At 67.9% G+C, this 25,855-nt stretch carries 21 protein-coding genes, 2 tRNA genes and 4 pseudogenes; 14 read left to right on the top strand and 13 right to left on the bottom strand.

Annotated features, from left to right (window positions below; genetic code table 11):
• The 3 genes and pseudogenes from A6302_RS22930 to A6302_RS22185 all read left to right on the top strand — a co-directional run.
• Nucleotides 1-231: pseudogene (locus tag A6302_RS22930) on the top strand (DEAD/DEAH box helicase); the annotation flags it as partial.
• Nucleotides 232-760: 529 nt separating this feature from the next.
• Nucleotides 761-1,651 (top strand): GGDEF domain-containing protein, encoded by an 891-nt coding sequence (locus A6302_RS11425; protein WP_245294032.1) that lies wholly within the window; start codon nt 761-763, stop codon nt 1,649-1,651.
• A 10-nt stretch (nt 1,652-1,661) separates the two neighbouring features.
• Nucleotides 1,662-2,090, top strand: coding sequence for a hypothetical protein (locus A6302_RS22185; RefSeq protein ID WP_141703702.1), 429 nt, complete (start codon nt 1,662-1,664; stop codon nt 2,088-2,090).
• A 152-nt stretch (nt 2,091-2,242) separates the two neighbouring features.
• Here the strand turns inward: A6302_RS22185 and gyrA are convergent.
• Nucleotides 2,243-4,923: pseudogene (gyrA, locus tag A6302_RS11415) on the bottom strand (DNA gyrase subunit A).
• A 272-nt stretch (nt 4,924-5,195) separates the two neighbouring features.
• Between gyrA and A6302_RS11410 the strand changes: the two are divergent.
• The gene (locus A6302_RS11410) at nt 5,196-5,855 is read left to right on the top strand and encodes a MarC family protein (protein WP_069307144.1); all 660 of its coding nucleotides are present in this window, start codon (nt 5,196-5,198) and stop codon (nt 5,853-5,855) included.
• A 7-nt stretch (nt 5,856-5,862) separates the two neighbouring features.
• Here A6302_RS11410 and A6302_RS11405 read toward each other — a convergent pair whose 3' ends face one another.
• The 9 genes and pseudogenes from A6302_RS11405 to A6302_RS11380 all read right to left on the bottom strand — a co-directional run bounded on the left by A6302_RS11405 (nt 5,863) and on the right by A6302_RS11380 (nt 10,778).
• The gene (locus A6302_RS11405; RefSeq protein WP_069307143.1) at nt 5,863-6,219 is read right to left on the bottom strand and encodes a lipid-A-disaccharide synthase N-terminal domain-containing protein; all 357 of its coding nucleotides are present in this window, start codon (nt 6,217-6,219) and stop codon (nt 5,863-5,865) included.
• Nucleotides 6,212-6,952, bottom strand: a complete 741-nt coding sequence (locus A6302_RS24465; RefSeq protein WP_069307147.1) for a glycosyltransferase family 2 protein — start codon at nt 6,950-6,952, stop codon at nt 6,212-6,214. The genes A6302_RS11405 and A6302_RS24465 overlap by 8 nt, the downstream gene beginning before the upstream one ends.
• Before the next feature lie 216 nt (nt 6,953-7,168).
• Nucleotides 7,169-7,495 (bottom strand): annotated as a pseudogene (locus A6302_RS24460) (phosphatase PAP2 family protein); the annotation flags it as partial.
• Between the two features lie 344 nt (nt 7,496-7,839).
• Nucleotides 7,840-7,974 carry a hypothetical protein gene (locus A6302_RS25330; RefSeq protein WP_280939115.1) on the bottom strand — a complete coding sequence of 45 codons (135 nt, stop codon included), beginning with the start codon at nt 7,972-7,974 and terminating at the stop codon, nt 7,840-7,842.
• Between the two features lie 17 nt (nt 7,975-7,991).
• Nucleotides 7,992-9,377 carry an ArnT family glycosyltransferase gene (locus A6302_RS11395; protein WP_069307142.1) on the bottom strand — a complete coding sequence of 462 codons (1,386 nt, stop codon included), beginning with the start codon at nt 9,375-9,377 and terminating at the stop codon, nt 7,992-7,994.
• On the bottom strand, nt 9,281-9,904 hold the full coding sequence (locus A6302_RS22180) for a hypothetical protein (RefSeq protein ID WP_141703700.1): 624 nt from the start codon (nt 9,902-9,904) through the stop codon (nt 9,281-9,283). Before A6302_RS22180 ends, A6302_RS11395 begins: the two co-directional genes overlap by 97 nt.
• 284 nt (nt 9,905-10,188) lie before the next feature.
• Nucleotides 10,189-10,265 (bottom strand) — tRNA-Arg (locus tag A6302_RS11390).
• Nucleotides 10,266-10,339: 74 nt separating this feature from the next.
• A complete protein-coding gene (locus tag A6302_RS11385; RefSeq protein WP_069307141.1) occupies nt 10,340-10,645 on the bottom strand; it encodes an ETC complex I subunit in 306 nt (101 codons plus the stop codon).
• A gap of 56 nt (nt 10,646-10,701) precedes the next feature.
• A tRNA-Pro gene (locus A6302_RS11380) sits at nt 10,702-10,778 on the bottom strand.
• A 170-nt stretch (nt 10,779-10,948) separates the two neighbouring features.
• Between A6302_RS11380 and A6302_RS11375 the strand changes: the two genes are divergently transcribed.
• The 10 genes and pseudogenes from A6302_RS11375 to A6302_RS11330 all read left to right on the top strand — a co-directional run bounded on the left by A6302_RS11375 (nt 10,949) and on the right by A6302_RS11330 (nt 24,328).
• Entirely contained in the window at nt 10,949-11,188 is a 240-nt protein-coding gene (locus A6302_RS11375; protein WP_069307140.1) for a hypothetical protein, read from the top strand.
• Nucleotides 11,185-11,391, top strand: coding sequence for a hypothetical protein (locus A6302_RS11370; protein WP_069307139.1), 207 nt, complete (start codon nt 11,185-11,187; stop codon nt 11,389-11,391). The genes A6302_RS11375 and A6302_RS11370 overlap by 4 nt, the downstream gene beginning before the upstream one ends.
• Before the next feature lie 137 nt (nt 11,392-11,528).
• Nucleotides 11,529-12,758, top strand: coding sequence for an MFS transporter (locus A6302_RS11365; RefSeq protein WP_069307138.1), 1,230 nt, complete (start codon nt 11,529-11,531; stop codon nt 12,756-12,758).
• 576 nt (nt 12,759-13,334) lie between these two features.
• On the top strand, nt 13,335-14,261 hold the full coding sequence (locus A6302_RS11360; protein ID WP_083255698.1) for a sulfotransferase family protein: 927 nt from the start codon (nt 13,335-13,337) through the stop codon (nt 14,259-14,261).
• A gap of 266 nt (nt 14,262-14,527) precedes the next feature.
• Nucleotides 14,528-15,481 (top strand): hypothetical protein, encoded by a 954-nt coding sequence (locus A6302_RS11355; RefSeq protein ID WP_069307137.1) that lies wholly within the window; start codon nt 14,528-14,530, stop codon nt 15,479-15,481.
• Complete coding sequence (locus tag A6302_RS11350) at nt 15,454-16,287, top strand: hypothetical protein (protein WP_069307136.1); 834 nt, start codon at nt 15,454-15,456, stop codon at nt 16,285-16,287. The genes A6302_RS11355 and A6302_RS11350 overlap by 28 nt, the downstream gene beginning before the upstream one ends.
• Entirely contained in the window at nt 16,284-19,031 is a 2,748-nt protein-coding gene (locus A6302_RS11345) for a beta strand repeat-containing protein (RefSeq protein WP_141703698.1), read from the top strand. The genes A6302_RS11350 and A6302_RS11345 overlap by 4 nt, the downstream gene beginning before the upstream one ends.
• A 318-nt stretch (nt 19,032-19,349) precedes the next feature.
• Complete coding sequence (locus A6302_RS11340; protein ID WP_069307134.1) at nt 19,350-22,148, top strand: tail fiber protein; 2,799 nt, start codon at nt 19,350-19,352, stop codon at nt 22,146-22,148.
• A 136-nt stretch (nt 22,149-22,284) separates the two neighbouring features.
• On the top strand, nt 22,285-23,397 hold the full coding sequence (gene hisC, locus A6302_RS11335; protein ID WP_069307133.1) for a histidinol-phosphate transaminase: 1,113 nt from the start codon (nt 22,285-22,287) through the stop codon (nt 23,395-23,397).
• 23 nt (nt 23,398-23,420) lie between these two features.
• Nucleotides 23,421-24,328, top strand: a pseudogene (locus A6302_RS11330) (prephenate/arogenate dehydrogenase family protein).
• Between the two features lie 42 nt (nt 24,329-24,370).
• On the opposite strand, the gene A6302_RS11325 reads toward A6302_RS11330, so the two are convergent.
• The 3 genes from A6302_RS11325 to A6302_RS11320 all read right to left on the bottom strand — a co-directional run.
• The gene (locus A6302_RS11325) at nt 24,371-25,201 is read right to left on the bottom strand and encodes an EamA family transporter (protein ID WP_069307132.1); all 831 of its coding nucleotides are present in this window, start codon (nt 25,199-25,201) and stop codon (nt 24,371-24,373) included.
• Nucleotides 25,198-25,326: a hypothetical protein gene (locus A6302_RS25325; protein WP_280939109.1), complete on the bottom strand. Its 129-nt coding sequence runs from the start codon at nt 25,324-25,326 to the stop codon at nt 25,198-25,200. The genes A6302_RS11325 and A6302_RS25325 overlap by 4 nt, the downstream gene beginning before the upstream one ends.
• Before the next feature lie 62 nt (nt 25,327-25,388).
• On the bottom strand, nt 25,389-25,855 hold a 467-nt coding region (locus A6302_RS11320; RefSeq protein WP_245294031.1), incomplete at its 5' end, for a DUF192 domain-containing protein.

Here is a 25,855-nt window from a genome sequence, read left to right as displayed (position 1 = left end):
GCTCCGGTCAGCGAGACGCCGCGCGAGCGTCCCCGCGCCGAGGCAAGCCCGCGCAACGACGAGCCGCGCCGCAGCGAGGGCCGCTCCGACCAGAACCGGCGCGGCAACCCGCCGCCGCCGCGCGACCGTCGCCGCAAGGACAATGATGACGACGTCAGCGTCGTCGGCCTCGGCGATCACGTCCCGGCCTTCCTGCTGCGGCCCGTGCGGCCGATCAAGGAAGCCTCCTGATCGACCGCTGCCCGGTTTCGGCCCGGCAGGCACATCGAAACGAGCAAGGGCCCCGGCAATGCCGGGGCTCTTTGCATTTGCCGATGCGCCCGAACGGCGATCTGCACGCGCAGCGCGGCACGGCCTGGCCGAACGTCACCAGGTTGCGCCGCGCGATGCGGCAAGACCTGCTTTCAATGACGATGTTGCAAAATGCAACGCAACTTGCGCATTGAAAGTCTTTCTTAGAAGGTTTCCCGGAGTCATGTAAGGTAAACTGAGTGATTCATTCGTTGATGCGATTAACCTAAACTTCAACGTCGACTTTCATACTCGGACCGTTGCCGCCGTGTCCCGAGCTGGATGTTGTCATGAGCGCCCGAGACGAATTCCTACGCACCATCTCGTATGGCGAAAACGCCATCACGCAGCTGAAGCGGAATGAAATTCCGGCATCCCGCGGAATTACGAGCTCTGGTACACCTATTGTGCCGGCTTCAATCATGCCCTCAACAAGGCGATCAACGATCTGCTCCGGACCCGCGGCCGCGTGACGCTGGAGGAGATCCACCGGATCTACACCCAGTTCCTGTCGCCGAGCCGGATTGCCGACCGGATCGACGACGTCGGCGCCCGCATCTCCAGCGAGATTTCCGGCGTCGTCGACGCCATGGATCATTCGATCGCCGCCACCCACGAATACTGCACCTCGCTGAGCGGCGCTTCCAGCGAGCTTGCCGTCACCGACGACCGCGGCCGCATCATCGACATCGTCAACAACGTGATCTCCGCGACGCAGCGTACCGAGGCGACCAACCGCGAACTCGAGGCGCAGCTGGCCGAATCCCGGCGCCAGATCGCCGAACTGCACGAGAGCCTCGACGCGATCCGCTTCGAATCCCTCACCGACGAATTGACCACGCTTGCCAACCGCAAGCATTTCGACCAGTCGATCGAGCGGGCCATCGCCCAGGCGGCCGAGATCGACGACCAGTTCTCGCTGCTCGTCACCGACATCGACCACTTCAAGAAGTTCAACGACACCTACGGCCACCAGACCGGTGACCAGGTGCTCCGCCTGGTCGGCCTGTCGGTCAAGCAGAACGTCAAGGGCCAGGACATCGCCTGCCGCTACGGCGGCGAGGAATTCGCGATCATCCTGCCGCGCACCACCATGCAGGCAGCGGCGACCCTCGCCGAGCAGATCCGGGTGACGGTGATGGCCAAGGAACTGATGAAGCGCTCGACCGGCGAGAACCTCGGCCACATCACGATCTCGATCGGCGTCGCCTCCTATCGGCGCTACGACACGGTGCAGACGCTGGTCGAGCGGGCCGATGCGGCGCTCTATCTCGCCAAACGCACCGGCCGCAACCGGGTCTGCACCGAGGTGGACCTCGAAGGTCCGAAGAACGCTTCGCGCGCAAACAACGTGGCCTGACCACACCTCATTGAAATTGAACGACTTTCATCCCTCGGCCGACCGCGGAAACGCGGCCGCCAAGTCATTCGTGCCGATCACGAGGAGTTTTGGGCGCCGTGATTGGAACAACACGACCACAATCGCCATTTATCTGTCATGGAAGCAAGGCGAGCCAGTCGTTCCTGACAGGAACACCAGCCGCCGCAGCTCGGAGCGCAGGATCATGCACACCGGACTTGTTACGGCGGGATGCATCGCCGGTCTCGGATTCGCGATCATCGGCTTTTCGCAGGCCGTCGACGCCCACGCGGAAGTGCCGCGCTATCCGGTCGACCTGCTGGTCAAGGCCGATCCTGTTGCCCTGCCCGCACCGACAACGGATGCGGCATTTGTCACGACCGAGATGCCCGTCACCGGCGAGCAATCCTCGGTTCTGATTCGGCTGATGGCCGAATAAGCGAGAGCGTGCTACGATGCACGCATGACAAGACGACACTGACCTCCAAACGTGCGAAGGTCCGGCACATCACCCCAGTGCCGGACCTCGTTTTTGTATCTGGTGCATGCCGTGAAGGAGCGGAGCGGCACGATGGCGCCGCTCCCGTCTCCTCAGCCGGCATCCTCGGCGCTGTCGTCGACATCAACCTCCGACAGACATTCGACCGACACGACCTTTTCATCGGCGCCGGTCGAGAAGATCTTCACGCCCTTCGAGGCGCGGCTCGCGAAGCGAATGCCCTCGACCGGGACGCGGATCAGCTGGCCGCCATCGGACACCAGCATGAGCTGGTCGGAGCTTTCCACCGGGAATGCGGCGACCAGGTTGCCGATCTCCTTCAGCTTGGTCTGATCCGTCGCCTTGATGCCCTTGCCGCCGCGGCCGGACAGGCGGAAGTCGTAGGACGACGAGCGCTTGCCGTAGCCGCGTTCGTTGACGGTCAGCACGAACTGCTCCGCCCCGCCCATCTCGGCATAGCGCGTCTGCGACAGCCCTTCCGGAGCCTCGCCCTCGAGTGCCTCCTCGGCTTCCACCGTCGCCGCGTCATCGACGTCGGCGTCCTCGCCGAGGGCCGCACGGCGGATGGCGCCGGCAAGCTTCAGATATTCGGTGCGTTCGGCCGGCGTCGCGTCGAAGTGGTGCAGGATCGTCAGCGAGATCACGGAATCGCCGTCGCCGAGGCTGATGCCGCGCACGCCCATCGAGTCGCGTCCCTTGAACACGCGCACGTCGCCGACCTCGAAGCGGATGCACTGGCCGAGCGCCGTCGTCAGCAGCACGTCGTCGCGCTCGGTGCAGGTCTCGACCGAGACGATGCCCTCGCCGTCGTCGAGCTTCATCGCGATCTTGCCGTTGCGGTTGACCGACACGAAATCGGACAGCTTGTTGCGCCGGACCGTGCCGCCGGTGGTGGCGAACATGACGTCCAGCGTGGCCCAGCTTGCTTCGTCCTCGGGCAGCGCGAGGATCGAGGTGATCCGCTCGTTGTCCTGCAACGGCAGCAGGTTCTTGATGTACTTGCCGCGTGCCTGGGGATTGCCGACCGGCAGCCGCCAGACCTTGAGCTTGTAGGCGATGCCGCGCGAGGAGAAGAACAGCACCGGCGTGTGGGTGTTGGCCACGAACAGCCGGGTGACGAAATCCTCGTCCTTGGTCGACATGCCCGAGCGGCCCTTGCCACCGCGGCGCTGCGCCCGGTAGGTCGAGAGCGGCACCCGCTTGATGTAACCCTCGTGGCTGACCGTGACGACCATGTCCTCGCGGGCGATCAGATCCTCGTCCTCGAGGTCCGCATCGCTCTCGATGATCTCGGTGCGTCGCGGCGTGGCGAACATCTCGCGGATGTTCGCCAGTTCGGCGCGGATGATGTTCTGGACCCGCTCGCGCGAGCGCAGGATGTCCAGGTAGTCGGTGATCTCGGCGGCGAGCTTCTCGAGCTCCTCGGCGATCTCGTCGCGGCCGAGCGCGGTGAGGCGCTGCAGGCGCAGGTCGAGGATCGCCCGGGCCTGCTCCTCGGAAAGATGGTAGGTGCCGTCCTCCGAAACCGTGTGCCGGGGATCGTCGATGAGGCGGATCAGCGGCTCGATGTCGGCCGCGGGCCAGGCGCGTTCCATCAGCTGGGCGCGGGCGGTCGCCGGATCGGGCGCGCTGCGGATCAGCCGGATCACCTCGTCGATGTTGGCCACCGCGATGGCGAGGCCGACGAGGACATGGGCGCGGTCGCGGGCTTTCGCCAGCAGGAACTTGGTGCGGCGGCTGACCACGCTCTCGCGGAAGGCCAGGAAGGCGGTCAGGATGTCCTTGAGGTTCATCACCTCCGGCTTGCCGCCGTTCAGCGCCACCATGTTGACGCCGAAGCTCGATTGCAGCGGCGAGAACCGGTAGAGCTGGTTCAGCAGCACGTCGGCCACCGCGTCGCGCTTCAGCTCGATCACGACGCGCATGCCGTCGCGGTCGCTTTCGTCGCGGATGTCCGAGATGCCTTCGACCCGCTTCTCGCGCACGAGGTCGGCGATCTTCTCGATCATCGACGCCTTGTTCACCTGATACGGGATCTCGTCGATGATGATCGCTTCGCGGTCCTTGCGAATTTCCTCGATGCGCGCCTTGCCGCGCATGATGATCGAGCCGCGGCCGGTCAGGTAGGCAGAGCGGATGCCAGCCCGGCCGAGGATCAGCGCGCCGGTCGGGAAGTCCGGCCCGGGGATGATGTCGATCAGGTCCTCGATCTCGATCGCCGGATCGTTCATGACCGCGAGCACCGCGTCGATGACCTCGCCGAGATTGTGCGGCGGAATGTTGGTCGCCATGCCGACGGCGATGCCGCCCGCGCCGTTGACCAGCAGGTTCGGGAAGCGCGCCGGCATGACCGTCGGCTCGCGCTCCGAGTTGTCGTAGTTGTCGGAGAAGTCGACGGTGTCCTTGTCGAGATCCTCGAGCAGCGTCTCGGCGACGCGCTCCAGACGGACCTCGGTGTAACGCTGGGCTGCAGGCGGATCGCCATCGATCGAGCCGAAGTTGCCCTGGCCGTCGACCAGCGGCAGCCGCATCGACCACGGCTGCGCGAGGCGCACGAGGCGTCGTAGATCGAGGCGTCGCCGTGGGGATGGTATTTACCCATCACGTCGCCGACGATGCGCGCCGACTTGCGATAGGGCTTGTTCCACACATAGCCGTTCTCGTGCATCGAGTAGAGGATGCGGCGATGAACCGGCTTCAGACCATCACGCACGTCGGGCAGTGCGCGGGACACGATCACGCTCATCGCGTAGTCGAGATAGCTGCGGCGCATCTCGTCGGCGATGGAAATGGGCTTGATGTCCGGGAGGTGCGTACCCTCCGGCGGCTTCTTGTCGTCTTCGGCCAAATCGGTGCTCGACTGTCTGTTCAGGTCCGTTGTTTCTAGACGATTCCGGCGCTCGCGACCAGCAAAGAGGCGGACTTGCGGGTTTGCGCGGAAATTCGTCCACCGCTGGTTTCCCCGCCGGCGCAAACATGGTTCCCTGACGTCATCTGCGGCACAGCGGTCGCGAGCCGCGCGGCTGGTCGCAGCCTGGGGGACGGATGAGCGAATTTCTCCTGAATGCCCTCGTGACGCTGCTCGTCACGATCGATCCGCTCGGTCTGGCGCCGGTGTTCCTGGCGCTGACGCGCGGGGCCGACCGCAAGCTGCGGCGCGAGATCGCGCTCAGGGCCGCCGTGATTTCGGCGGCCATCCTGCTCGGCTTCATTCTCGGCGGCTCGGCGCTGCTGTCCTTCCTCGGCATCTCCCTGCCCGCCTTCCGCATCGCCGGCGGGCTGCTTCTGTTCTGGATCGCCTTCGAGATGGTGTTCGAGAAGCGGGAGAAGCGCAAAGCTGCGTCGGCCGCCACCGCCGCGAGCCATTTCATCGCCGGTTCGCAGGACCAGCAGACCGAGGATCTGCGGCATCTGGCGGTGTTTCCGCTGGCCATTCCGCTGATTGCCGGCCCCGGCGCGATCTCGGCGGCGGTGCTGCTTGCGACAGAGGCGGAGAACGGTCTTGCGACGGTGGCGCTGATGGCGATCGTTGTCGCGATCATCGGCAGCTGCCTTGCGATCTTCATCGCCGCGGAGACGATCGACCGTTATCTGGGCGAAACCGGCCGCAGCGTGCTGACCCGCCTGCTCGGCGTCCTCCTGGCCGCGCTGGCCGTGCAGTTCGTTGCCGACGGCATCGTCAACATCGTCAGGATGTCGATGTGACGAACCCTCAGCCGGCTTTCTCGGCGCCATCCGGGACAATGGCCGGATCAGCGGAAGGCTGCTTGCGGAAGATCAGCGAGAGATTGCGCAGGTAGATCAGCAGGCCGAGCGCCTGGCCGGCGATGAACACCGGATCCTGCCGCTGGACGGCGTAGACGAGCAGCAGAACGCCGCCCCCCAGCGAGAAGAACCAGAAGGCGACCGGCACCACGGATCGGCGGGCGCGCTCGCTGGCGATCCACTGCACAACGAAGCGCATCATGAACAGGAACTGGGCGACGAAGCCCAGCACGATCCAGTAGTCGATCTGCGCCACGAAGACGAGATGCAGCCAGTCGAGGATGCGGCCCGGAAGATCAGACATCGGCCGCCTCGACTTCGCTGACCATCGGAATGCGCTTGCGACGGCGGCGCAGCCACCAGACGCCGAAGAGATCGAGCACACCGCGCAGGCCGCGGTCGAAGATGCCGTAGTTGGACCGGCCGAAACGGCGCGCCCTGTCCACCACGTCGACGTGGACCACGCCGTAGCCCTCGCGGATCACGAGCGCGGGCAGGAAGCGGTGCCAGCTGTCGAAATAGGGCAGCAGCACGAAGACGTCACGGCGCAGGGCCTTCAGTCCGCAGCCCGAATCCCGGGTGCCGTCGGCGAGGATGGCGCCGCGCAGGCGGTTGGCAAAGCGCGAGGCGAGCATCTTCATCGCGCCGTCGGTGCGGGCGAGACGCTGGCCGGCGGCAAGCGCGATGCGTCCGCCGCCCGTCTCCAGCGCGGCGACGAGCGCGGGGATGTAGGCCGGATCGTTCTGGCCGTCGCCGTCGATGGTGACGACGATTTCGCCGCGCGCGGCCAGGAGGCCGGAGCGGACGGCGGCACTCTGGCCGCAGGGCGTTGCATGGCGCACGTGGCGGACGGGCCGGCCTTCGGATCGGAGGCCGGCGAGCATGGCGGCGGTCCGGTCGGTCGACCCGTCGTCGACGACGATGATCTCGTGCGTCCGGCCTGCAAGCGCGGCGTCGATTTCCGGCACCAGCACCGCCAGGTTGTCGGCTTCGTCCTTGGCGGGAATGACCACGGAGATGAGAGAGGCGCGCGTCATGGAAACGTTCTCGTCGACCGGGCCACCGGCCATCGTCCCGGCCCTGACCGAAGAAAGTGTCGCCGCCTCTGGCGATGTTGCAAGCGAAATGGGAAGGCGCCGAACGATCCCTGCCCACAGCGGTGCAAGATCACTGCGAAAGTTGACGCCGTCATGACGTCGCAGGCGCGGAAAGGCGCCCTGCCCCGGTTCGACGGCGATGCGGCGCCGCGCAAAGGCCCAGGCCACCAGCCAGCTGACGGATGCGCCGAGCGCAAGGCCGGCGACGACATCGGAGAGATAGTGCGCGCCGACCACGACGCGCGACAGCGCGATGACCAGCGCCAGCGCGACCACCGGAACCCGCCAGCGCGGGGCCAGCAGCGCCAGCACCATCGCCAGGGCCCCCATCGTGGTGGCATGGCCGGACGGGAAGCTGGCAAAATCGGAATCGAAGGTCGGCCCCAGGAAGGACTGGTGAATCACGTGCGCGCTGTTCGGGCGCGGCCGGCCGAAGCCGTATTTCAGCACGATCGCCAGAATGCCCGAGACGGCGAGCGACATGAACAGGAGGCCGAGGCGCTCCACACCGACGCGAACGGCCCGGCGCACGCGCCGGTCCGCTGCAGAGACGGAGACGGTGCCCGCGGCGGCCAGCAGCAGGGCGGAGGGGATGAGCACCCAGCCGGATTCGCCGATGTTCGTGATCAGGCGGAAAGCGGAGCGGACATCCTGCGGCAGCGCCCGCATGGCCGCATCGACATCGGCATCGACGAGCATCGCCATCACGATCAGGAACAGCGTGACGGCGAACACCACGGGCAAAGCCGTGGGCGGCGGACGATGGCGCGAGCAGACGCGGCGCGTGGTGTCCAGCACGGCGCCGATCCTGTCACGCATCGTCGTGATCATTGGGCCTCTCCCGTGGATCCCGGCACGGCGGGTGCGCCGTCCGGCTGCGGTTCGCGAATGTAGATACGGAAGCTGCGCGGCCGGAAACCGTTGAGATTGCGCGCCTCGACCGTCGTGGCGAGTTCGGGCATCGTATCGCCCGAAGCTGTCAGGAAGGCGTCATCCTGGCGAGCATCCACCATAGCGGCGGCGCAGTCCGTTTCGGCGAAGCGCCGCGCGCCTTCGTCGGCAGGCAGGATCTCCAGATCCGTGCCGAGCAGGAAGATGAGGCTCGGCTCACCGTAGCGACCGAGATCAGGCGCGGCGCGGCACAGGTGAGACGGCTCTCCACCGCTTCGGCGATGCGGTTCGACGCCCACATGTGCGAAGCGCGCGGCAGGAGCCACGCATAGGCGGTCGCATAGATCCCGACGATGCCCACGGCCGCGATTGCAAGACCGAAGCGCGGCCGCTCGCGCAGCATCACGATGGACCCGATGATCACCACCGCGGCGCCGGCAAAGGCAAGGGCGATGCCGTAGGGGTCGATATGCCCCTCCACGATCACGAAACCGGCGTTGAGACCCCCGGCCAGCAGCAGTGCCACCAGCGGAATCCAGCCGGCGGCCAGCTTGCGCCAGCGGCCGCCGAAGGTGAGGCCGCCGGCGGCGAGCGCCAGTCCGGTGAGCAGTGCCAGTGCAGGATAGAGCGGCATCACGTAATGCGGCAGCTTCGTCGCCACGAGTTCGAACACGGCCCACGACGGCAGGGCCCAGGCGAGCAGGAAGCCGACGGGGCGCGTCTTGCGCTGCGCCCACACCGTCGGCAGGGCAAGAAGCAGCAGCGCGATGCCCGGCCAGAAGGTCACGAAGGCGGCAACAAGGAAGCTGCCAGGGGGGGCGCCATGGTTCTCCTGTCCGGTCGCCACCTTGGCAAGGAAGTCCTTGCCGAGCGACTCGGAGAAGAAGCTGCTGCCGGCCGTCTGCCAGATCGCGAGGAACCACGGCAACGTCAGGACCAACGCCCAGAGCAGGCCCCACAGCGGATAGAGCACCGTGAGCGGCCGCATCGACCGGGAGAAGACCATCAGGGAGAGCAGCGTCAGGCCGCTGACCATCAGGATCACGGGGCCCTTGATCAGGACGCCGCAGCCGATCGCCGTCCAGAACAGCACGGCGAGCCAGGGGCGCTTGCGGCCCGTGTCGCCGACGAAGCCGCGGGCGAGCGCGAGTTGGGCCATCAGGATGAAGGCGAGCAGTGTCGCGTCGGTCTTGGCGAGCCGCGCCTCGACGCCGGCAATCAGCGACAGCGCGAACACCGCGGCGGCGAACAGGCCGACGCCGGGTCCGGCAATCGACAGGCCGATCAGGTAGACCAGCACCGCCGACAGGACCATCGCGACGAGTGACGGCAGGCGGTAGGCCCAGATCGGCGCGTCGGCGTCATAGCCGAGCGCCTTCACCGAGGCGGCCTGCAGCCAGTAGATGCCGATCGGCTTCTTGTAGCGCGGCTCGGTCTGCAGCCGGATGTCGACGTAGTCGCCGGTCTCCAGCATCTGCTTGGTGGCCTGGATGAAGCGGGTCTCGTCGCGGTCGGCGGGCGCAGCCGGTCGATGCCCGGCGCAAACAGCAGCAGCGCGAAGACGACGACCACGAGAAGGTCGACGACGATCCGCGAGGCGTGAAGCCCCTTGCGCAACGGCGAGCGGCGCGGAACCGGGGCCGGCGTCGGGGTCACCGGAGCGGGCGTCACCGGAGCGGGCACGGGAGGGACGACGGGCGACGGAGTTGCTGCGCCGGCCGCGGCGATCGGGGCTGCGCCCTGCCCGCGCGGAGCCACCGCGGCAAAGGCCATCGACCCGAGGCGGAACGCTTCCGATGACGCGTCTGCACCCGGTGCGGCAACGATCGGGGTCGCCGGTTCTGCGCTCAGCGGCGCGGCGGCGGCCGGCGCGACGGACTGCGATGATCCGGCCGGACGGGGCTGCGGCACCGCCGGTTCGACAGGCGCGAAGACCATGGAGCCGAGACGGAAGGGCGGGATCGAGGTCCCGTCGGTCACGGCCGCTTGCCCTTCGGTCATCCTGCTTGTCCGTTCTGTTTGCGACCGCACGGCGCCATTCTCAGGCGCCGGCAGGCGCAGGCCCTCGGTGCGCACCGATATACTCAATGCACCGCGCCGAGGCCATCCCCCCACTACCGCAGTGCGAAGACGGAATTGTTACAGCGTCAGGCCACGAGGATGTCCGAAGCGGCCAGATCAGGTACATGGGCCGGCGGCGCGAATCGCCGGCCTGCCGCCGAACCGAGTGGTGGCGCCGCTGCCTCGAAATCGAGGGATGCCATCATGAAATGATCGAAATTGTTTGGCGACCCCGGCAGGGCTCGAACCTGCGACCTGCCGCTTAGAAGGCGGCTGCTCTATCCAGCTGAGCTACGGGGCCGTGTCGGCGTCCGGACGCGAGACCGCGCGGACCGGCGGAGCGCGTGCCCGGCCGGACCGCAACGGGAGCCTGGCTCAGTGCGTCCAGGTTTCCTTGCGGCTGTACTTGAAATTGTCCGAGTAGGAGACGCGCTTGGCGGTCTTTTCCTTCGGCTCGATCACCCGGTAGGCGATGCCGTAGCGCTCGCAATAGGCGACCGCCTCCTCGCAGGTGTCGAAGAACAGCCGGACCTGCTGCTTCATGTCGGCCGACGAGGTCCAGCCCATCAGCGGCTCCACGGTCCGGGGCATCTCCGGATCATAGTCGAGCGCCCAGCGGTTGGTCTTCGCCTGACCCGACTGCATCGCCGTCTTGGCGGGCTTGTAGATACGTGCGGTCATGAACGAAACGGCTCCCGAAATGACATGCGGCGATCCGGAGGGTCCTCGCCGGAAGATGGTCGGGGCAGCAAGATTCGAACCTTGCGACCCCCTGCTCCCAAAGCAGTGCGCTACCAGACTGCGCTATGCCCCGTGTCCGGCGAAGGACAACCGGTGTCCCGCAGGATTTCTACCGATTTGACCGCCCTGCCGCAAGCACGCAGGTGAAGCGGCGGGCCGAGCGCATGTGGATGCCCGAGATCCGGTCGTTGACTCTGCCGCTGATAAGAACAAAGATGGAACATCACCTGCGGGAGGCCTGCCGTGTCCGCCGTCTACACCTATTTCGTCACGCCCTACAGCCATGTCCGCGGCCATCTCGGCCCCGGTCCGTTTCGCGAGGTGGACAGCGAGGTCGAGGCGATGACCCTCGCCGCCGCGATGCTGCCGCGCGTGGCCGGCGTCATCGTCAGCGCCCGCCGCCGCATGCCGCGTCCGCTGCCCGGCCCGATCGAGGCGACGCAGCCGCATGAACGGCAGGATTGCCGGGAGACTGCCGCATGATTCCGCTGGTCATCGAGGTGCCGGAGCGCGACGAGGAGCTCGAGGGGGCGGTCGACGAGGCGCTTGCCCTGTGCGGCGGCGATTCGCGCACCGCGCTGCGGGCGCTGATCGTCGGCAGCTCCATGCTCGAAAGCCGGCTCGCCGAGGCAACGGCGTCGATCTCCCGCGGCTATTCCCGCGGCCGATTCGAGCGGGCGGACTGAGGCGCCGGGCGCCGGCTGCTAGCGACGTCCGAGGGCCTCCACCCGATCGCATTGCTGCACTGCGGAGAACGCAAGGTGTCGACATACCGGGAATCCCCTATAGGAAACCGAGGTGACAGGAAGATCAGGGAGCCACCATGTCCGAAGTCCCGTGTGCCGACGGCGCGTGTCCGATTCCCGCGGCCGAGGCAGCAGGCGGCCGGACAGCCCTTGAAGTCGCCCTCGTCATCTTCGCGCTGGCCGTGGGCGGCTTCGGCATCGGCACCGGCGAATTCGCGATCATGGGCCTCCTGCCGAACATCGCGGCGGAATTTGCCGTCACCACCCCGCAAGCCGGCTATTCCATCAGCGCCTATGCGATCGGCGTCGTCGTCGGCGCGCCGATCATCGCCGTCCTTTCCGCCCGCCTCGCCCGGCGCACGCTGCTGCTCGGGCTGATGGCGATCTTCGCGCTCGGCAATGTCGCGAGCGCGATGGCGCCGGATTTCGGCAGCTTCGTCCTGCTGCGATTCCTCACCGGCCTGCCGCACGGCGCCTATTTCGGCGTCGCCGCGCTGGTCGCCGCCTCGATGGTGGCGCGCAACCGCCGCACCCAGGCGGTCGGCTACGTCATGCTCGGCCTCACGTCCGCCACCCTCGTCGGCACGCCGGTCGCCACATGGGTCGGCCAGGAACTCACCTGGCGGCTGCTGTTCGCCTCGGTGGGCGTGATCGGCCTGATCACGGCGGTGCTGATCTGGATCTTCCTGCCCGCCGACAAGGCACCGGCCGGATCCAGCGCCCTGCGCGAGCTCGGAGCCTTTCGCCGCAAGCAGGTTTGGTTCACGCTGGGCATCGGCGCGGTCGGCTTCGGCGGCCTGTTCTGCGTCTTCAGCTACATCGCCTCCACCGCCACGGAGGTGGCCGGCATGTCGCCGGCGCAGGTGCCGATCCTGATGGCGCTGTTCGGCGCCGGCATGATTTCCGGCACGACAATCGGCTCGCGCCTTGCCGACAGGGCGCTGATGGCGACCATCGCCGGCAGCCTGATCTGGACCGGTCTCGTCGGCCTGCTGCTCTACGCCACGGCCACGAGCGCCGTGATGCTGTCGCTCTGCGTCTTCCTCGTCGGCTGTTCGGTGGCGATCGGCCCGGCGCTGCAGACGCGGCTGATGGATGTCGCCGCCGACGCCCAGACGCTGGCGGCCGCGCTCAACCACTCGGCCTTCAACATTGCCAACGCCCTCGGCGCCTGGCTCGGCGGCATCGCCATCTCGCTCGGCTACGGCTATGCCTCGACCGGCTGGGTCGGCGCGATCCTCGCGGTGTTCGGCCTTTGCGTGCTGGCGCTCTCGCTCGCCAGCGACCGCCGCGCCCGCCACGCCTGAGATCGTTCCGGCGAGGGATGCCCTGCCCTCGCCTAGGCTCCTGCCGCCGAGCGATGCTTCTCGGCCGCGCATCGCCCCCCTCGCCGTCCATCGCGTGCGCCCGACTGCCCGCGGCCGACTGGTCCGGCTGACGTGCGCGATGAACTGGCGCGATGAACTGCGCAATTGACGTAACGTCGCTTTCACATGTAATTTGAATCAAGTCTTCTGTTTCATATGATTTTTCCGATCAAGGTTCGGACCGGCAGCCTCGGGCCTTTCATTTCACGACGCAACTCGGCTGATCGAAGCCGTCGGTACGTCTTCGCACAGCCTCTTTCCGCCATGGCATGAAGGCCAACTGCACCACACCTCGATCCGGGTCAGGGCCGTCACACCCACGTTTCCTGCGTGTGTGACGGGCCGCAGCCCGGCCTTGTCCTGTGATCGGTCCGTTCTGAGGCGCCCCTGTTCCCGCGGGAACAGCCTCTTGCGACGATCGGGGCGCAAGGTGTCGGCCACGTCGGCACACCGGCCGGGCCGGCGAGCAGGCAGGGAACGGACGGCAGGACCGACCGAGGAAGGACGCGGGCTGGCATGGACGCGACAGTGCCCCTCAACATCGACAGCGCTGCGCCCGTCCGGGCCGGCGGCCGGCAGTTCCATTTCATCTCCGGCCTGCCCCGCTCCGGCTCGACGCTGCTGTCGGCGATCCTGCGGCAGAATCCGCGGTTTCACGCCGGCATGTCGAGCCCGGTCGCAACCCTGTTCGAGGCGATCATTTCCCAGGTCTCGGCCGGCAGCGAGCTGTCGACCATGGTGGACGCCGCCCAGCGCCGGCGGCTGCTGCGCGGCCTGTTCGACTCCTACTATGCCGACAACCCGGCCGAGGTGATCTTCGACACCAACCGCGCCTGGACCGCCAAGCTGCCGGCCTTGATGGCGCTGTTTCCGCAGTCGAAGCTGATCTGCTGCGTGCGCAACGTGGCGTGGATCATGGATTCCATGGAGCGCCAGTTCCGCGGCAACGCCTTCGAGAACACCAAGCTGTTCAACAGTCCGGCCGAGCGGTCGACGGTCTACACCCGCGTCGAGGCCCTTGCCCACGCCAACCGCCTCGTCGGCTTCCCGTGGCACGCGCTGAAAGAGGCCTGCTACTCGGAATTCGCCGACCGCCTCGTCCTCGTCGACTACGACCTGCTGACGACCCGGCCGGCGGACTGCATCGGCCTGATCTACGCCTTCCTCGGCGAGACGCCGTATGCCCACGACTTCGACAATGTCTCCTACGACGCGCCGGCCTTCGACACCGAACTCGGCGTCGACGGCCTGCACCGCGTCCACCCGAAGGTGGCGCCGCGCCCGCGCAAGACCGTGCTGCCGCCGGATCTGTTCCAGCGCTACGCCAACATCGCCTTCTGGCAGAAGATGCCGGGCAGCGCGGCCTACAAGATCGTGCCGAAGGGCGAGGACGAGGGCCCGTCCGAGGTCATGCCCGCGGCCGCCACCCGGATCGAGGTCTGACCGGCGCGCCGGCCGGACCGTGAGGAGTTGACCACCTGCCACCCGGGCGCCTGTCACCCGGGTAACTGACGAAGATCCGCCTTCCGGGGCTCAACTCGGCGCCGACAAGCCGCGACCCGACAGACGGCGACAAGACCCGACTTCGGCCCACCCGGGCCACCCCGGTCCCCGCGCGGCGCCCTGCCGCGGTCCGGCAAAACCCGCGTCCTCCGGGGGGAAGGACGCGGCATCGACCCATCGGACCAGCCAGCCACAGGGGACTTTCCATGACGACCTTCACGGTAACGATTGCGACGGACGAGAGCGACGGCGACCTGTCCATCGGCGACCTGTCCCTGCGCGAAGCCATCGCCATTGCCAGCGCCGGCGACACGATCAACTTCGATGCCAGCCTGTCGGGCGCCGAGCTTCGCCTGACGATGGGCGAACTCGTCCTCACCAGCGACATCACCATCGACGGCGACATCGACGGCGACGATCGCGCCGACATCGTGATCTCCGGTGACGCGGACGGGAGCGGTTTCGCCAACGAAGGCGACAGCCGGATCTTCACGATCAGCGGCACCGAGGCCACGATCCGCAGCCTGGCGCTGACGGATGGCTACGCGGACAAGGGCGGGGCGATCAAGATCGAGAATGGCGCCAGCCTCGATCTTGTCGACAGCACCGTGTATCGAAACACATCGCTCGGCGCCGGCGGCGGCATCTACAATGCCGGGACGCTTCAGGCGACCAACGTCACCCTCGTCGCCAACTATGCGCTCGGCCAAAGCGGGCTGGGCTCCGGCGGCGCCATCTATTTCGCGGGCACGAGCTTCGACAACACCCTCGTCAACACCACTGTCTACTCGAACATCGCCGACTACAGCGGCGGCGCCTTGCCATCGCCTTCGGCGCCGACGTCAGCATCGCCAACAGCACGATCGCCGGCAACTACACCTCCGGCAACGGCGGCGGCATCGATGTCTACACCGGATCGACGGTCACGCTCGTCAACACGGTCGTTTCCGGAAACAGCGCTGCCTCGGGCACCGACATCTCCGAGACCGGATCGGAACCCAGCACCGTCGTTGCCGCCAACAGCTTCTTCGGCACGGCGGTCGGCATCGACACCGACAACGGCGGCAACATCAACGGCGGCGGCAGCGCCGGGCTTGCCGAGCTCACCGACAACGGCGGCACGGTGCAGACCATGCAGATCCTGCCGGGCAGCCAGCTGATCGGCGCCGGCAACGCCAACCTGCTCCCGGCCGACATCCACGACATCGATGGCGACGGCGATACGGGCGAGGCTCTGCCGCAGGATGCCAACGGCAACCCGCGCGACTTCGGCGGCGGCCTCGACATCGGCGCCTCCGAGCTTGCCGGCATGATCGTCACTACCCTCGACGACGAGAGCGCCGATGCCGACTTCGATCTTGCCGCCGACATCGCCGACGGCGGCGGCCTGTCGCTGCGCGAGGCGATCTTCTGGGCGGGCGAGACCAACGGCCGCGAGATCGGCTTTGCCGAGGACCTCTCCGGCGGCACCATCGCCCTCACCCTCGGCGAGTTGCAGATCAACCAGAGCCTGCTGATCGACGGCGACATCGACGGCGACGACAAGGCCGACATCACCATCTCCGGCGATGCGGACGGCGACGGCGACGGCAACAGCGGCGTGATCTACGTGTCCGCCGGCACTGAGGTCACCCTTTCCAGCCTGTCGCTGACGAAGGGCTTAGCCGCAAATGGCGGCGGCATCCGGACCGGGACCGGCGTGGAACTGACGCTGCGCCACACCAGCCTGTTCGACAATGTGGCCACGGGCAGAGGCGGCGGGCTGTTTCTCGGCGACTTCTCCGCGCTCTATGCCGTGAACACCACGATCAGCGGCAACGTGGCCGGCTATGCCGGCGGCGTCTTCGTGGACAACTCTTCGAGCGCAACCTTCTTCAACGCCACCATTCATGGCAACCACGGCTACTTTGCCGGCGGTATCGAGACCGATTCCGCTTCACACTCGTGCTGCAGAACAGCACCGTGACCGGCAATACGGCCTCCCAGGTCGGCGGCGGCATTGATGTCGCGGGGTCCGCAACCATCCTCAACAGCGTCATCGCCGGCAACAGCAGCGTCTTCAACAATGACGATGTCGACGGCAGCGGCCCGGTCTTTGCCGGCAACAGCTTCTTCGGCACGACGATCGCCATCGACACGGACTTGAACGGCAACACCAACGGCGGCGGCGACGCGAAGCTCGGCGAACTGCTCGACAACGGCGGCAGCGTCCTGACCCGCTCGCCGCTCGACGGCAGCCCGCTGATCGGCGCCGGCTCGCTCGGCTTCCTGCCCAACGACAGCCTTGACGCCGACGGCGACGGCGATGTGGCCGAACTCCTGCCGATCGACGCCGCCGGCCGGCCGCGCAACGACGGCGCCATCGACATCGGCGCGGTGGAGCGGATCGTCGCCGAGACGATCCATGGCACGGACGAGGCCAACCTGATCCTCGGCGGTCTCGGCACCGACAGCCTGTTCGGCGAAGGCGGCGACGACACGATCAACGGCGGCAGCGGGGTGGACCTTCTGGAAGGTGGTGACGGCATCGACACGCTGTTGGGCAGCCAGGGCAACGACCTCCTGCGGGGCGACGCCGGCGACGACATCCTGCGCGGCAATGCCGACAACGACGTCCTCGAAGGCGGCGCCGGCGCCGACCTGCTCGACGGCGGCTCCGGCGTGGACGCGATGAACGGCGGGCAGAACAACGACACCTATATCGTCGACAACCTCGGCGACACGGTCAGCGAAGAAGGTGGCAACGGCACCAACGACACGGTTCAGTCCTCGGTCACCTTCACCCTCGGCGCCGGGCTGGAGCATCTCATCCTGACCGGCGGCGCCGCAATCGACGGCACCGGCAACACCGCCAACAACCAGATCACCGGCAACGAGGCCGCCAACAGCCTCGTCGGCCTGTCCGGCAACGACACCCTGCGCGGCAACGGCGGCAGCGACACGCTGAACGGCGGCGACGACAACGACAAGCTGTTCGGCGGGGCCGACGCCGATCAGCTGTTCGGCGACAGCGGCACCGACACGCTCAACGGCGAGGACGGCGCCGACCTGCTCGACGGCGGCACCGGCGCCGACGCGATGAACGGCGGGCAGAACAACGACACCTACATCGTCGACAACCTCGGCGACACCGTGAGCGAAGAGGGCGGCAACGGCACCAACGACACGGTCCAGTCGTCGGTCTCCTTCACCCTCGGCGCCGGTCTGGAACACCTCGTTCTCACCGGCAGCGGCGTGATCAACGGCACCGGCAACACCGCCAACAACCAGATCACCGGCAACGAGGCCGCCAACAGCCTCGTCGGCCTGTCCGGCAACGACACCCTGCGCGGCAACGGCGGCAGCGACACGCTGGACGGCGGCGACGACAACGACAAGCTGTTCGGCGGGGCCGACGCCGACGAGTTGCTCGGCGGCAGCGGCACCGACACGCTCAACGGCGAGGACGGCGCCGACACCCTCGACGGCGGCACCGGCGCCGACGCGATGAACGGCGGGCAGAACAACGACACCTACATCGTCGACAACCTCGGCGACACCGTCAGCGAGGTTGGCGGCAACGGCACCAACGACACCGTCCAGTCGTCGGTCACCTTTATCCTCGGCGCCGGCCTCGAGCATCTCATCCTGACCGGCAATGCGGCGATCAACGGCACCGGCAACAGCGCCAACAACCAGATCACCGGCAATGAGCGGGCCAACGGCCTCGTCGGCCTGTCCGGCAACGACACCCTGCGCGGCAACGGCGGCAACGACACGCTGGACGGCGGCGACGACAACGACAAGCTGTTCGGCGGGGCCGATGCCGATACGCTCCTCGGCGGCAGCGGAACCGACACGCTCAACGGCGAGGACGGCAACGACACGCTCGACGGCGGCACCGGGGCCGACGAAATGAGCGGCGGCCGCAACGACGACACCTATGTCGTCGACAATGTCGGCGACACGGTCAGCGAAGAGGGCGGCGACGGCACCGGTGACACCGTCCAGTCGTCGATCACCTTCACGCTCGGCGCCGGGCTGGAACACCTGATCCTGACCGGGAGCGGCGTCATCAACGGCACCGGCACCGGCAGCGGCAACCAGATCACCGGCAACGAGCAGATCAACATTCTGAAGGGTCTTGGCGGCAGCGACATCCTCACGGGCAACGCCGGCGACGACATCCTCGAGGGTGGCAACGGCAACGACACGCTCCGGGGCAACATCGGCAACGACGTCCTGAATGGCGGCAACAACGACGACAGCCTGTTCGGCGGCAACAACGACGACACGCTGAAGGGCGGCTCCGGCACCGACACGCTGAACGGCGAGGACGGCAACGACACGCTCGACGGCGGGGATGGCGCCGACGTGCTGCGCGGCGGCAAGGGCACCGACATCGTCACCGGCGGCGACGGCGCCGATGCCTTCGTGTTCGACAGCGCGCTGGCCGCCTCCGGCAAGGACACGCTCGCCGACTTCCTCACCGGCTTCGACCACATCGAAATCGACGATTCCGTCTTCACGGAGCTGACGGCGGGTGTCGCCCTCGGCGGGGCCTTCAACCTCGGTGCCGCGGCGAGCCAGGCCGACGACCGGATCATCTACGACGCGGTGACAGGCGCCCTGCGCTACGACGCCGACGGGACCGGCAACGGCGCCGCGATCCAGTTCGCCACGCTCTCCGGCGCCCCGGGCCTCAGCGCCTCGGACTTCCTCGTGGTGTGACACGCAAGACCCGCCGGCGGGGGCTGAAGGTGTTCGTCCCCCGTCGCGCGACAGACCGCGCACGGACCGGACCGCGCGGGATCTCGCTCATGACGGTCCGCCGCGGGGGTTCTCGGCGGGCGCGGCGCCCTCCTGATCCCGTGACGCGACGATCCGCCTGATCACTCTGAAAAACCTCCGGATCATCCCCCGCTGCGGGTGCTGCGGCCTTGGCAGCGTCCGCGGCGGGTGTAGTCTGGGACCGGCTGGATTGCGGCGAACCGGGATCGAGTCTGCCTGCGGACATCGACCGTCGGCGAAGTTCAGCGGGGCACCCTCATGTCAGGCACGTTCAGCAACATCCAGCCGTCGCTCGCGATCACGCAGTTCGTGCCGCTGGGCGGCGTCTTTCCCGACTACAGCGGCGAGACGTCGGAGACCGGCTACTACACCATGGGCATGATCCGCAGCTTCGCCGGCGTCTTCGGACCCGACGGCGCCCCGACCGCCAGCGGACAGACCTATGCCATCGTCCAGAACACGCCCCTGTTTTCGTTGTTCGGCGCCAACTACGGCGGCAACGCCCAGACGACCTTCGGCATTCCCGATCTCGGCGGACTGGTCACCATCGGCACGGGCCAGGGGCCCGGTCTGGCCCAGAGCATCCTCGGCGACACCTACGGCAGCGCCGAGGTGACGCTCACGCAGGCGAACCTCGCCGCAGAGCTCGGCGGCTCCGAGGTGCCGATCGACAATGTCCAGCCCGCGCTCGCCGTCCAGCATCTGATCCGCACCGGTGGCAGCCTCCCGTCCGAGGACTTCGGCGCCGAGCTTTTCGTCGGCGAGGTGGTCAAGTTTGCCGGCACCGGCGTTCCCGAAGGATATCTCGCCTGCGAGGGCCAGATCCTGAACATCGCCGACTTCCAGGCTCTCTACGTCACGATCGGCAACACCTACGGCGGCAACGGCACGACCACCTTCGCCCTGCCGGACCTGCGCGGCCGGTCGATCGTCGGGGCAACCAGCCTCGATCCGGTCGGCACCAAGGTCGGATCCGCGACGGTCACGCTCACCGAGGCCAACATGCCGACCGCCGCCGGGGGCAACGGCGCCGCCTTCGACAACGAGGCACCGGGCCTCACGCTGACATGGCTGATCGCGCTGGAAGGCGAGTTCCCCTCGCGCGACGGCAACGGCAGCACGGACGACAGCACGCCCTACGTGGGCGAGATCACGGCCTTTGCCGGCGATTTTGCGCCGGAAGGCTGGGCGATCTGCGACGGTCAGGTGCTGTCGATCGCGCAGAACCAGACACTGTTCTCCGTGATCGGCGCCCTCTACGGCGGCAACGGCACGACCACCTTCGCCCTGCCGGACCTGCGCGGCCGCACGGCGGTGGGAACAACCGAGGCCCTCCCCGCCGGCACCGTCATCGGCTCGAGCACCAACACGCTCGACATGTCGGACCTCCCCGCGCTGTCCATCACCGGCACGCTCGGTGACGACACGCTGTATGGCGGCAACCTCGCCGACACGATCGGCGGCAGCGACGGCGACGACACGATCATCGGCAACGGCGGCGCCGACCAGATGACCGGTGGCAAGGGCAACGACGTTTACGTGGTCGACAACCCCGGCGATGTCGCCACGGAACTCCTCGACGAGGGCACCGACACGGTCGAGGCCTCGGTCGGCTACACCCTTGGCGACAACGTCGAAGATCTCCTCCTGACCGGCGGAGCCGCCATCAGCGGCACCGGCAACGCACTCGGCAACCGCCTCACCGGCAACGCCGCCGTCAACCTCCTGTCCGGCCTCGACGGCGACGACGTCCTCAGCGGCGGCCAGGGCGACGACATCCTGAGCGGCGGCGCCGGCGCCGACCTGCTCGACGGCGGCACCGGCGCCGACGCGATGAATGGCGGTCAGAACAACGACACCTACATCGTCGACAATCTCGGCGACACCGTTAGCGAGGTTGGCGGCAACGGCACCAACGACACTGTCCAGTCGTCGGTCACCTTTATCCTCGGCGCCGGCCTCGAGCATCTCATCCTGACCGGCAATGCGGCGATCGACGGCACCGGCAACAGCAGCCTCAACAGGATCGTCGGCAACAACGCCAGCAATACCCTGCTCGGCCAGTCCGGCAACGACACCCTGCTCGGCAACGGCGGCACCGACACGCTGAACGGCGGCAGCGACAACGACAAGCTGTTCGGCGGGGCCGACGCCGACGAGTTGTTCGGCGACAGCGGCACCGACACGCTCAACGGCGAGTCCGGTGCCGACCTGCTCGACGGCGGCACCGGCGCCGACGCGATGTTCGGCGGTCAGAACAACGACACCTACATCGTCGACAATCTCGGCGACACCGTCAGCGAGGATGGCGGCAACGGCACCAACGACACGGTCAAGTCGTCGGTCTCCTTCACCCTCGGCGCCGGTCTGGAACACCTCGTTCTCACCGGCGGCGGCGCGTCCGACGGCACCGGCAACAGCGGCAACAACAAGCTCACCGGCAACGACGCCGCCAACCATCTGCTGGGTCTTGGCGGGAACGACACCCTCACGGGCAACGGCGGTGACGACATCCTGGAGGGTGGCAACGGCAACGACACGCTGCGGGGCAACATCGGCAACGACGTCCTCAACGGCGGCGACAATGACGACGCCCTGTTCGGCGGCACCAACAACGACACGCTGGAGGGGAACTCCGGCAGCGATACGCTCTATGGCGAGGACGGCAACGACACGCTCGACGGCGGTGACGGCGCCGACGTGCTGCGCGGCGGCAAGGGAAAGGACGTCGTCACCGGCGGCGAGGGTGCCGACGCCTTCGTGTTCGACAGCGCGATTTCCGCCTCCGGCAACGACACGCTCACCGATTTTCTCACCGGCTTCGACCACATCGAGCTCGATGACTCGGCCTTCACCGCACTGACGGCGGGCGTCGCCCTTGGCGGGGCCTTCAACCTCGGCGCCGCGGCGAGCCAGGCCGACGACCGGATCATCTACGACGCGGTGACAGGCGCCCTGCGCTACGACGCCGACGGGACCGGCAACGGCGCCGCGATCCAGTTCGCCACGCTCTCCGGCGCCCCGTCGCTCAGCGCGTCGGACTTCGTGGTGGTGTGACACGGGAAACCCGTGGGCCTTCGAAACGGCCGGTGCGGAAACGCGCCGGCTTTTCTTTTGCCTTTCCCGCCTCGCCTGCCTATGAATGGCGCCCGAACCTGCGGTTCGTGACCGCCCTCTCCGGAGCCTGCCTTCCATGACTTCCGATACGCTTCGCCCGACCCCGCGTCCCGGCGTGATGGAGATCGACGCCTACGTACCGGGGCGGTCCAAGGCGGCGCCGGGCGTCAAGCTGCACAAGCTTTCGTCCAACGAGACGCCGCTCGGGCCGAGCCCGGCGGCGATCGAGGCCTACCGCGCGCTTTCCGGCAGGCTGGAGCTCTACCCGGACGGATCGGCGACCGAACTGCGCGAGGCGATCGCCGCCGCGCACGGGCTGAATGCAGCCAACATCGTCTGCGGCAACGGCTCCGACGACCTCCTGGAACTCCTCACCAAGGCCTACATCGGGCCGGGCGACGAGGGCCTCTACAGCGAGTTCGGATTTCTCGTCTACAAGATCGCGATTCTGGCCGCCGGCGGCACGCCCGTCATCGCGCCGGAGACGGACTTCACCGCCAATGTCGACGCGCTGCTGGCCGCCGTCACCGACCGCACCAAGATCGTCTTCCTCGCCAATCCGAACAATCCGACCGGCACCTACCTGCCGATCACCGAGGTGAAGCGCCTGCATGCCGGGCTGCCGAAGTCGGTGCTGCTGGTGCTCGACGCCGCCTATGCGGAATATGTGCGCACCAACGACTACGAGTCCGGCATCGAGCTCGTGTCCTCGGCCGACAACGTCGTGATGACCCGCACCTTCTCCAAGATCCATGGCCTTGCGGCGCTGCGGATCGGCTGGATGTATGGCCCGGCCCATGTCGTCGACGCGGTCAACCGCGTGCGCGGCCCGTTCAACGTCTCGGCCGCGGCGATCGCCGCCGGCACCGCGGCGATCAGGGACCGCGCCTTCATGGAAGAGGCCGTGACCCACAACAACCACTGGCTCGAGATCGTCACCCGCGAGATCGGCGATCTCGGCCTCGAGGTGACGCCGAGCGTCGGCAATTTCGTGCTGATCCATTTTCCCGACGTGCCCGGCCGCAGCGCCGCCGACGCGGACGAGTTCCTCGTCTCGCGCGGCCTCGTGCTGCGCCGGGTTTCCGGCTACGGGCTGCCGAACGCCCTGCGGCTGACCATCGGCTCGGAAGAGGCCAACCGCGCGGTGATCGCCGCCCTGGCAGACTTCGTGAAGGACGGCGCACGGTGACGAGCGAGGCAACCCCGGCGCCGATGTTCCAGCGCATCGCCATCATCGGCATCGGCCTGATCGGCTCGTCGATCGCCCGCGCCGTGCGCACGCGCGGCCTGGCCGGCCACATCGCCATCGCCGACCGCTCGGCCGACCATCTGGAGCGGGCCGAGGCGCTTGGCCTTGGCGACAGCTGCATGCCGGCGCCGACGCCGCGGTCATGGGCGCCGATCTCGTGATCTCCTGCGTCCCGGTCGGCGCCTCGGCCGACGTGGCGAAAGTGATCTCCCGCGATCTGGCGCCCGGCGCGATCGTCAGCGACGTCGGCTCGGTGAAGGCGGCCGTGGTGCGCAACATGGGCCCGCATCTGCCGGGCCACGTGCATTTCATCCCCGGCCATCCGGTCGCCGGCACGGAGTTTTCCGGCCCGGACGCCGGCCTGCCGGACCTGTTCGTCAACCGCTGGTGCATCCTGACGCCGCCGGAGGGCGCCGATGCGGACGCCGTCGCGCAGCTCACCGCCTTCTGGAGCGCGCTCGGCGCCAATGTCGAGTGCATGGGCGCGGAGCACCATGACCTGGTGCTGGCAATCACCAGCCACGTGCCGCATCTGATCGCCTACAACATCGTCGGCACCGCCGACGATCTGGAGACGGTGACCCAGTCGGAGGTGATGAAATTCTCCGCCGGCGGCTTTCGCGACTTCACCCGTATCGCGGCGTCCGACCCGACCATGTGGCGCGACGTGTTCCTCAACAACCGCGAAGCGGTGATCGAGGTGCTCGGCCGCTTCACCGAGGACCTGATCGCCTTGCAGCGGGCGATCCGCTGGGGCGAAGGCGACAAGCTGTTCGAGCTGTTCACCCGCACCCGCGAGATCCGGCGCGGCATCATCAGCCTCGGCCAGGAAACCGACGCGCCCGACTTCGGCCGCGGCAAGGGTCGGTGACGGCGGCCAGGCAAGGCCCGCCTTGCCGAGCCGTTCGTCGTCTCAGAGCCCCAGCAGGATCGCACCCGTCGCCACGACGACGCAGGCGATGCCCCGTCGCAAGGTGAGGGTTTCGCCCAGAAACATCCGGCCGATCAGGATCGCGAAGATCACGCTCGTCTCGCGCAGCGCCGCGATCGGCCCCGTCGGGCCGAGGTAGAAGGCCGCGATCACCGCGCCATAGGCGAGCGCGGCGGCAAGCCCGCCGCCGAGCGCCGTCCAGGTCTCCCGCTGTTGCAGATCCACGGCCAGTCCGCCTCGAGCGACGGCGACCACCACCGGCAGCAGCGTGCCGTAGCCGACCAGAACCCAGACCGTATAGGCGCCGCTGTGGCCCGACAGGCGCACGCCGATGGCATCGACCATCACGTAGCTCGCGATGAAGACGCCGGTCGCCAGCGCCAGCAGCACCGACATGGGATCGGCGCGGCCCTTTCCGGACGACAGGGTCATGATGCCGGCCGTGACGAGCAGCACCCCGGCCATCTGCCAGAGGCCCACCGCTTCCCCTGCGAAGGCCAGCCCGCCGAGCGTCACCAGCAGCGGCACGCTGCCGCGCACGATCGGATAGACCTGCCCCAGTTCCCCGCGCCGGTAGGCGGCGACGAGGAACAGGCTGTAGCCGGTCTGGAGAAGCGACGAGAGCGCGATCGCGGGCCACGCCGCCGGTGCGGGAAGCGGCAGGAGGAACAGGAACGGAATCGCGACCGCCGTTCCCGACATGCTCATCACCGTTACGGTCCAGAGCCGGTCGGCGCCGCCGCGCAGGAAGGCGTTCCAGGTGGCGTGCAGCAGCGCGGCAAACAGGGCGAGGCCGATGACGGCGGGACTCACCGTGCCACCGCGCCGGCGATGAGGCAGGATGCCGCCGCACGCGCGTCGGTGATCGCCGCCGCGACGCCCTGCCCCGCCTGCGCCATCAGCCTCGCGCCTTCAAGCAGCAGCAGGACTACCGGCACAACTCGCCCGTCTGGTGGAGATGAACGTCGGGTGCAACGGCCGCGGCGTGCCACCCGTGCCCTCACTGCGCCGCCGCGATGACCGGGTGATCGACCCGGTCGCCGGGGGCAAGGCCGATCTTTGCGGCGGTGCCGGCAACGAGTTCGAGGACGAAGCGGACCGGCACGCCGGAGCCGATCATCCGCTCCGACAACGGCTCGGTGTTCGCGGCAATCGTCGCGACCCGGCCGTTCTTCTCGATGAAGATGATGTCGAGCGAGATGTAGGTGTTGCGCATCCAGAAATGCGCCGGCGCCACCCGCTCCATGTCGAACAGCATGCCGTGATCGGGCGCCATCTCGCGCCGGTACATCAGGCCTTCGCTGCGCTGGTCGGCGGTGAGCGCCAGTTCCACGGCATAGCGGTGGACGCCACCGGCGGTGGTGACCGTCAGCTCGCTGCGTTGCGCCGCGGCCGAGGCCGCCGTGCTCTCCGGCGCGGCGCGACCGCCGGGGCCGCGCCACCGCCCTCGCCCATCGCCTGCCGGGC

Source organism: Methylobrevis pamukkalensis, from assembly GCF_001720135.1.
In the GTDB taxonomy this organism is placed as follows: Bacteria; Pseudomonadota; Alphaproteobacteria; order Rhizobiales; family Pleomorphomonadaceae; genus Methylobrevis; species Methylobrevis pamukkalensis.
The sequence above is the reverse complement of the archived record's forward strand: the minus strand, read 5'-3'. Positions and strand labels throughout refer to the sequence as shown.

Bases quoted from the DNA above. Each gene is read 5' to 3' on its own strand.
- A6302_RS11410 (WP_069307144.1), top strand. From the start codon at position 5,196: ATGAGCGAATTTCTCCTGAATGCCCTCGTGACGCTGCTCGTCACGATC.
- A6302_RS11405 (WP_069307143.1), bottom strand. From the start codon at position 6,219: ATGTCTGATCTTCCGGGCCGCATCCTCGACTGGCTGCATCTCGTCTTC.
- A6302_RS24465 (WP_069307147.1), bottom strand. From the start codon at position 6,952: ATGACGCGCGCCTCTCTCATCTCCGTGGTCATTCCCGCCAAGGACGAA.
- A6302_RS25330 (WP_280939115.1), bottom strand. From the start codon at position 7,974: ATGCCCGAACTCGCCACGACGGTCGAGGCGCGCAATCTCAACGGTTTC.
- A6302_RS11395 (WP_069307142.1), bottom strand. From the start codon at position 9,377: ATGCTGGAGACCGGCGACTACGTCGACATCCGGCTGCAGACCGAGCCG.
- A6302_RS22180 (WP_141703700.1), bottom strand. From the start codon at position 9,904: ATGACCGAAGGGCAAGCGGCCGTGACCGACGGGACCTCGATCCCGCCC.
- A6302_RS11385 (WP_069307141.1), bottom strand. From the start codon at position 10,645: ATGACCGCACGTATCTACAAGCCCGCCAAGACGGCGATGCAGTCGGGT.
- A6302_RS11370 (WP_069307139.1), top strand. From the start codon at position 11,185: ATGATTCCGCTGGTCATCGAGGTGCCGGAGCGCGACGAGGAGCTCGAG.
- A6302_RS11365 (WP_069307138.1), top strand. From the start codon at position 11,529: ATGTCCGAAGTCCCGTGTGCCGACGGCGCGTGTCCGATTCCCGCGGCC.
- A6302_RS11360 (WP_083255698.1), top strand. From the start codon at position 13,335: ATGGACGCGACAGTGCCCCTCAACATCGACAGCGCTGCGCCCGTCCGG.
- A6302_RS11355 (WP_069307137.1), top strand. From the start codon at position 14,528: ATGACGACCTTCACGGTAACGATTGCGACGGACGAGAGCGACGGCGAC.
- A6302_RS11350 (WP_069307136.1), top strand. From the start codon at position 15,454: ATGCAGATCCTGCCGGGCAGCCAGCTGATCGGCGCCGGCAACGCCAAC.
- A6302_RS11340 (WP_069307134.1), top strand. From the start codon at position 19,350: ATGTCAGGCACGTTCAGCAACATCCAGCCGTCGCTCGCGATCACGCAG.
- hisC (WP_069307133.1), top strand. From the start codon at position 22,285: ATGACTTCCGATACGCTTCGCCCGACCCCGCGTCCCGGCGTGATGGAG.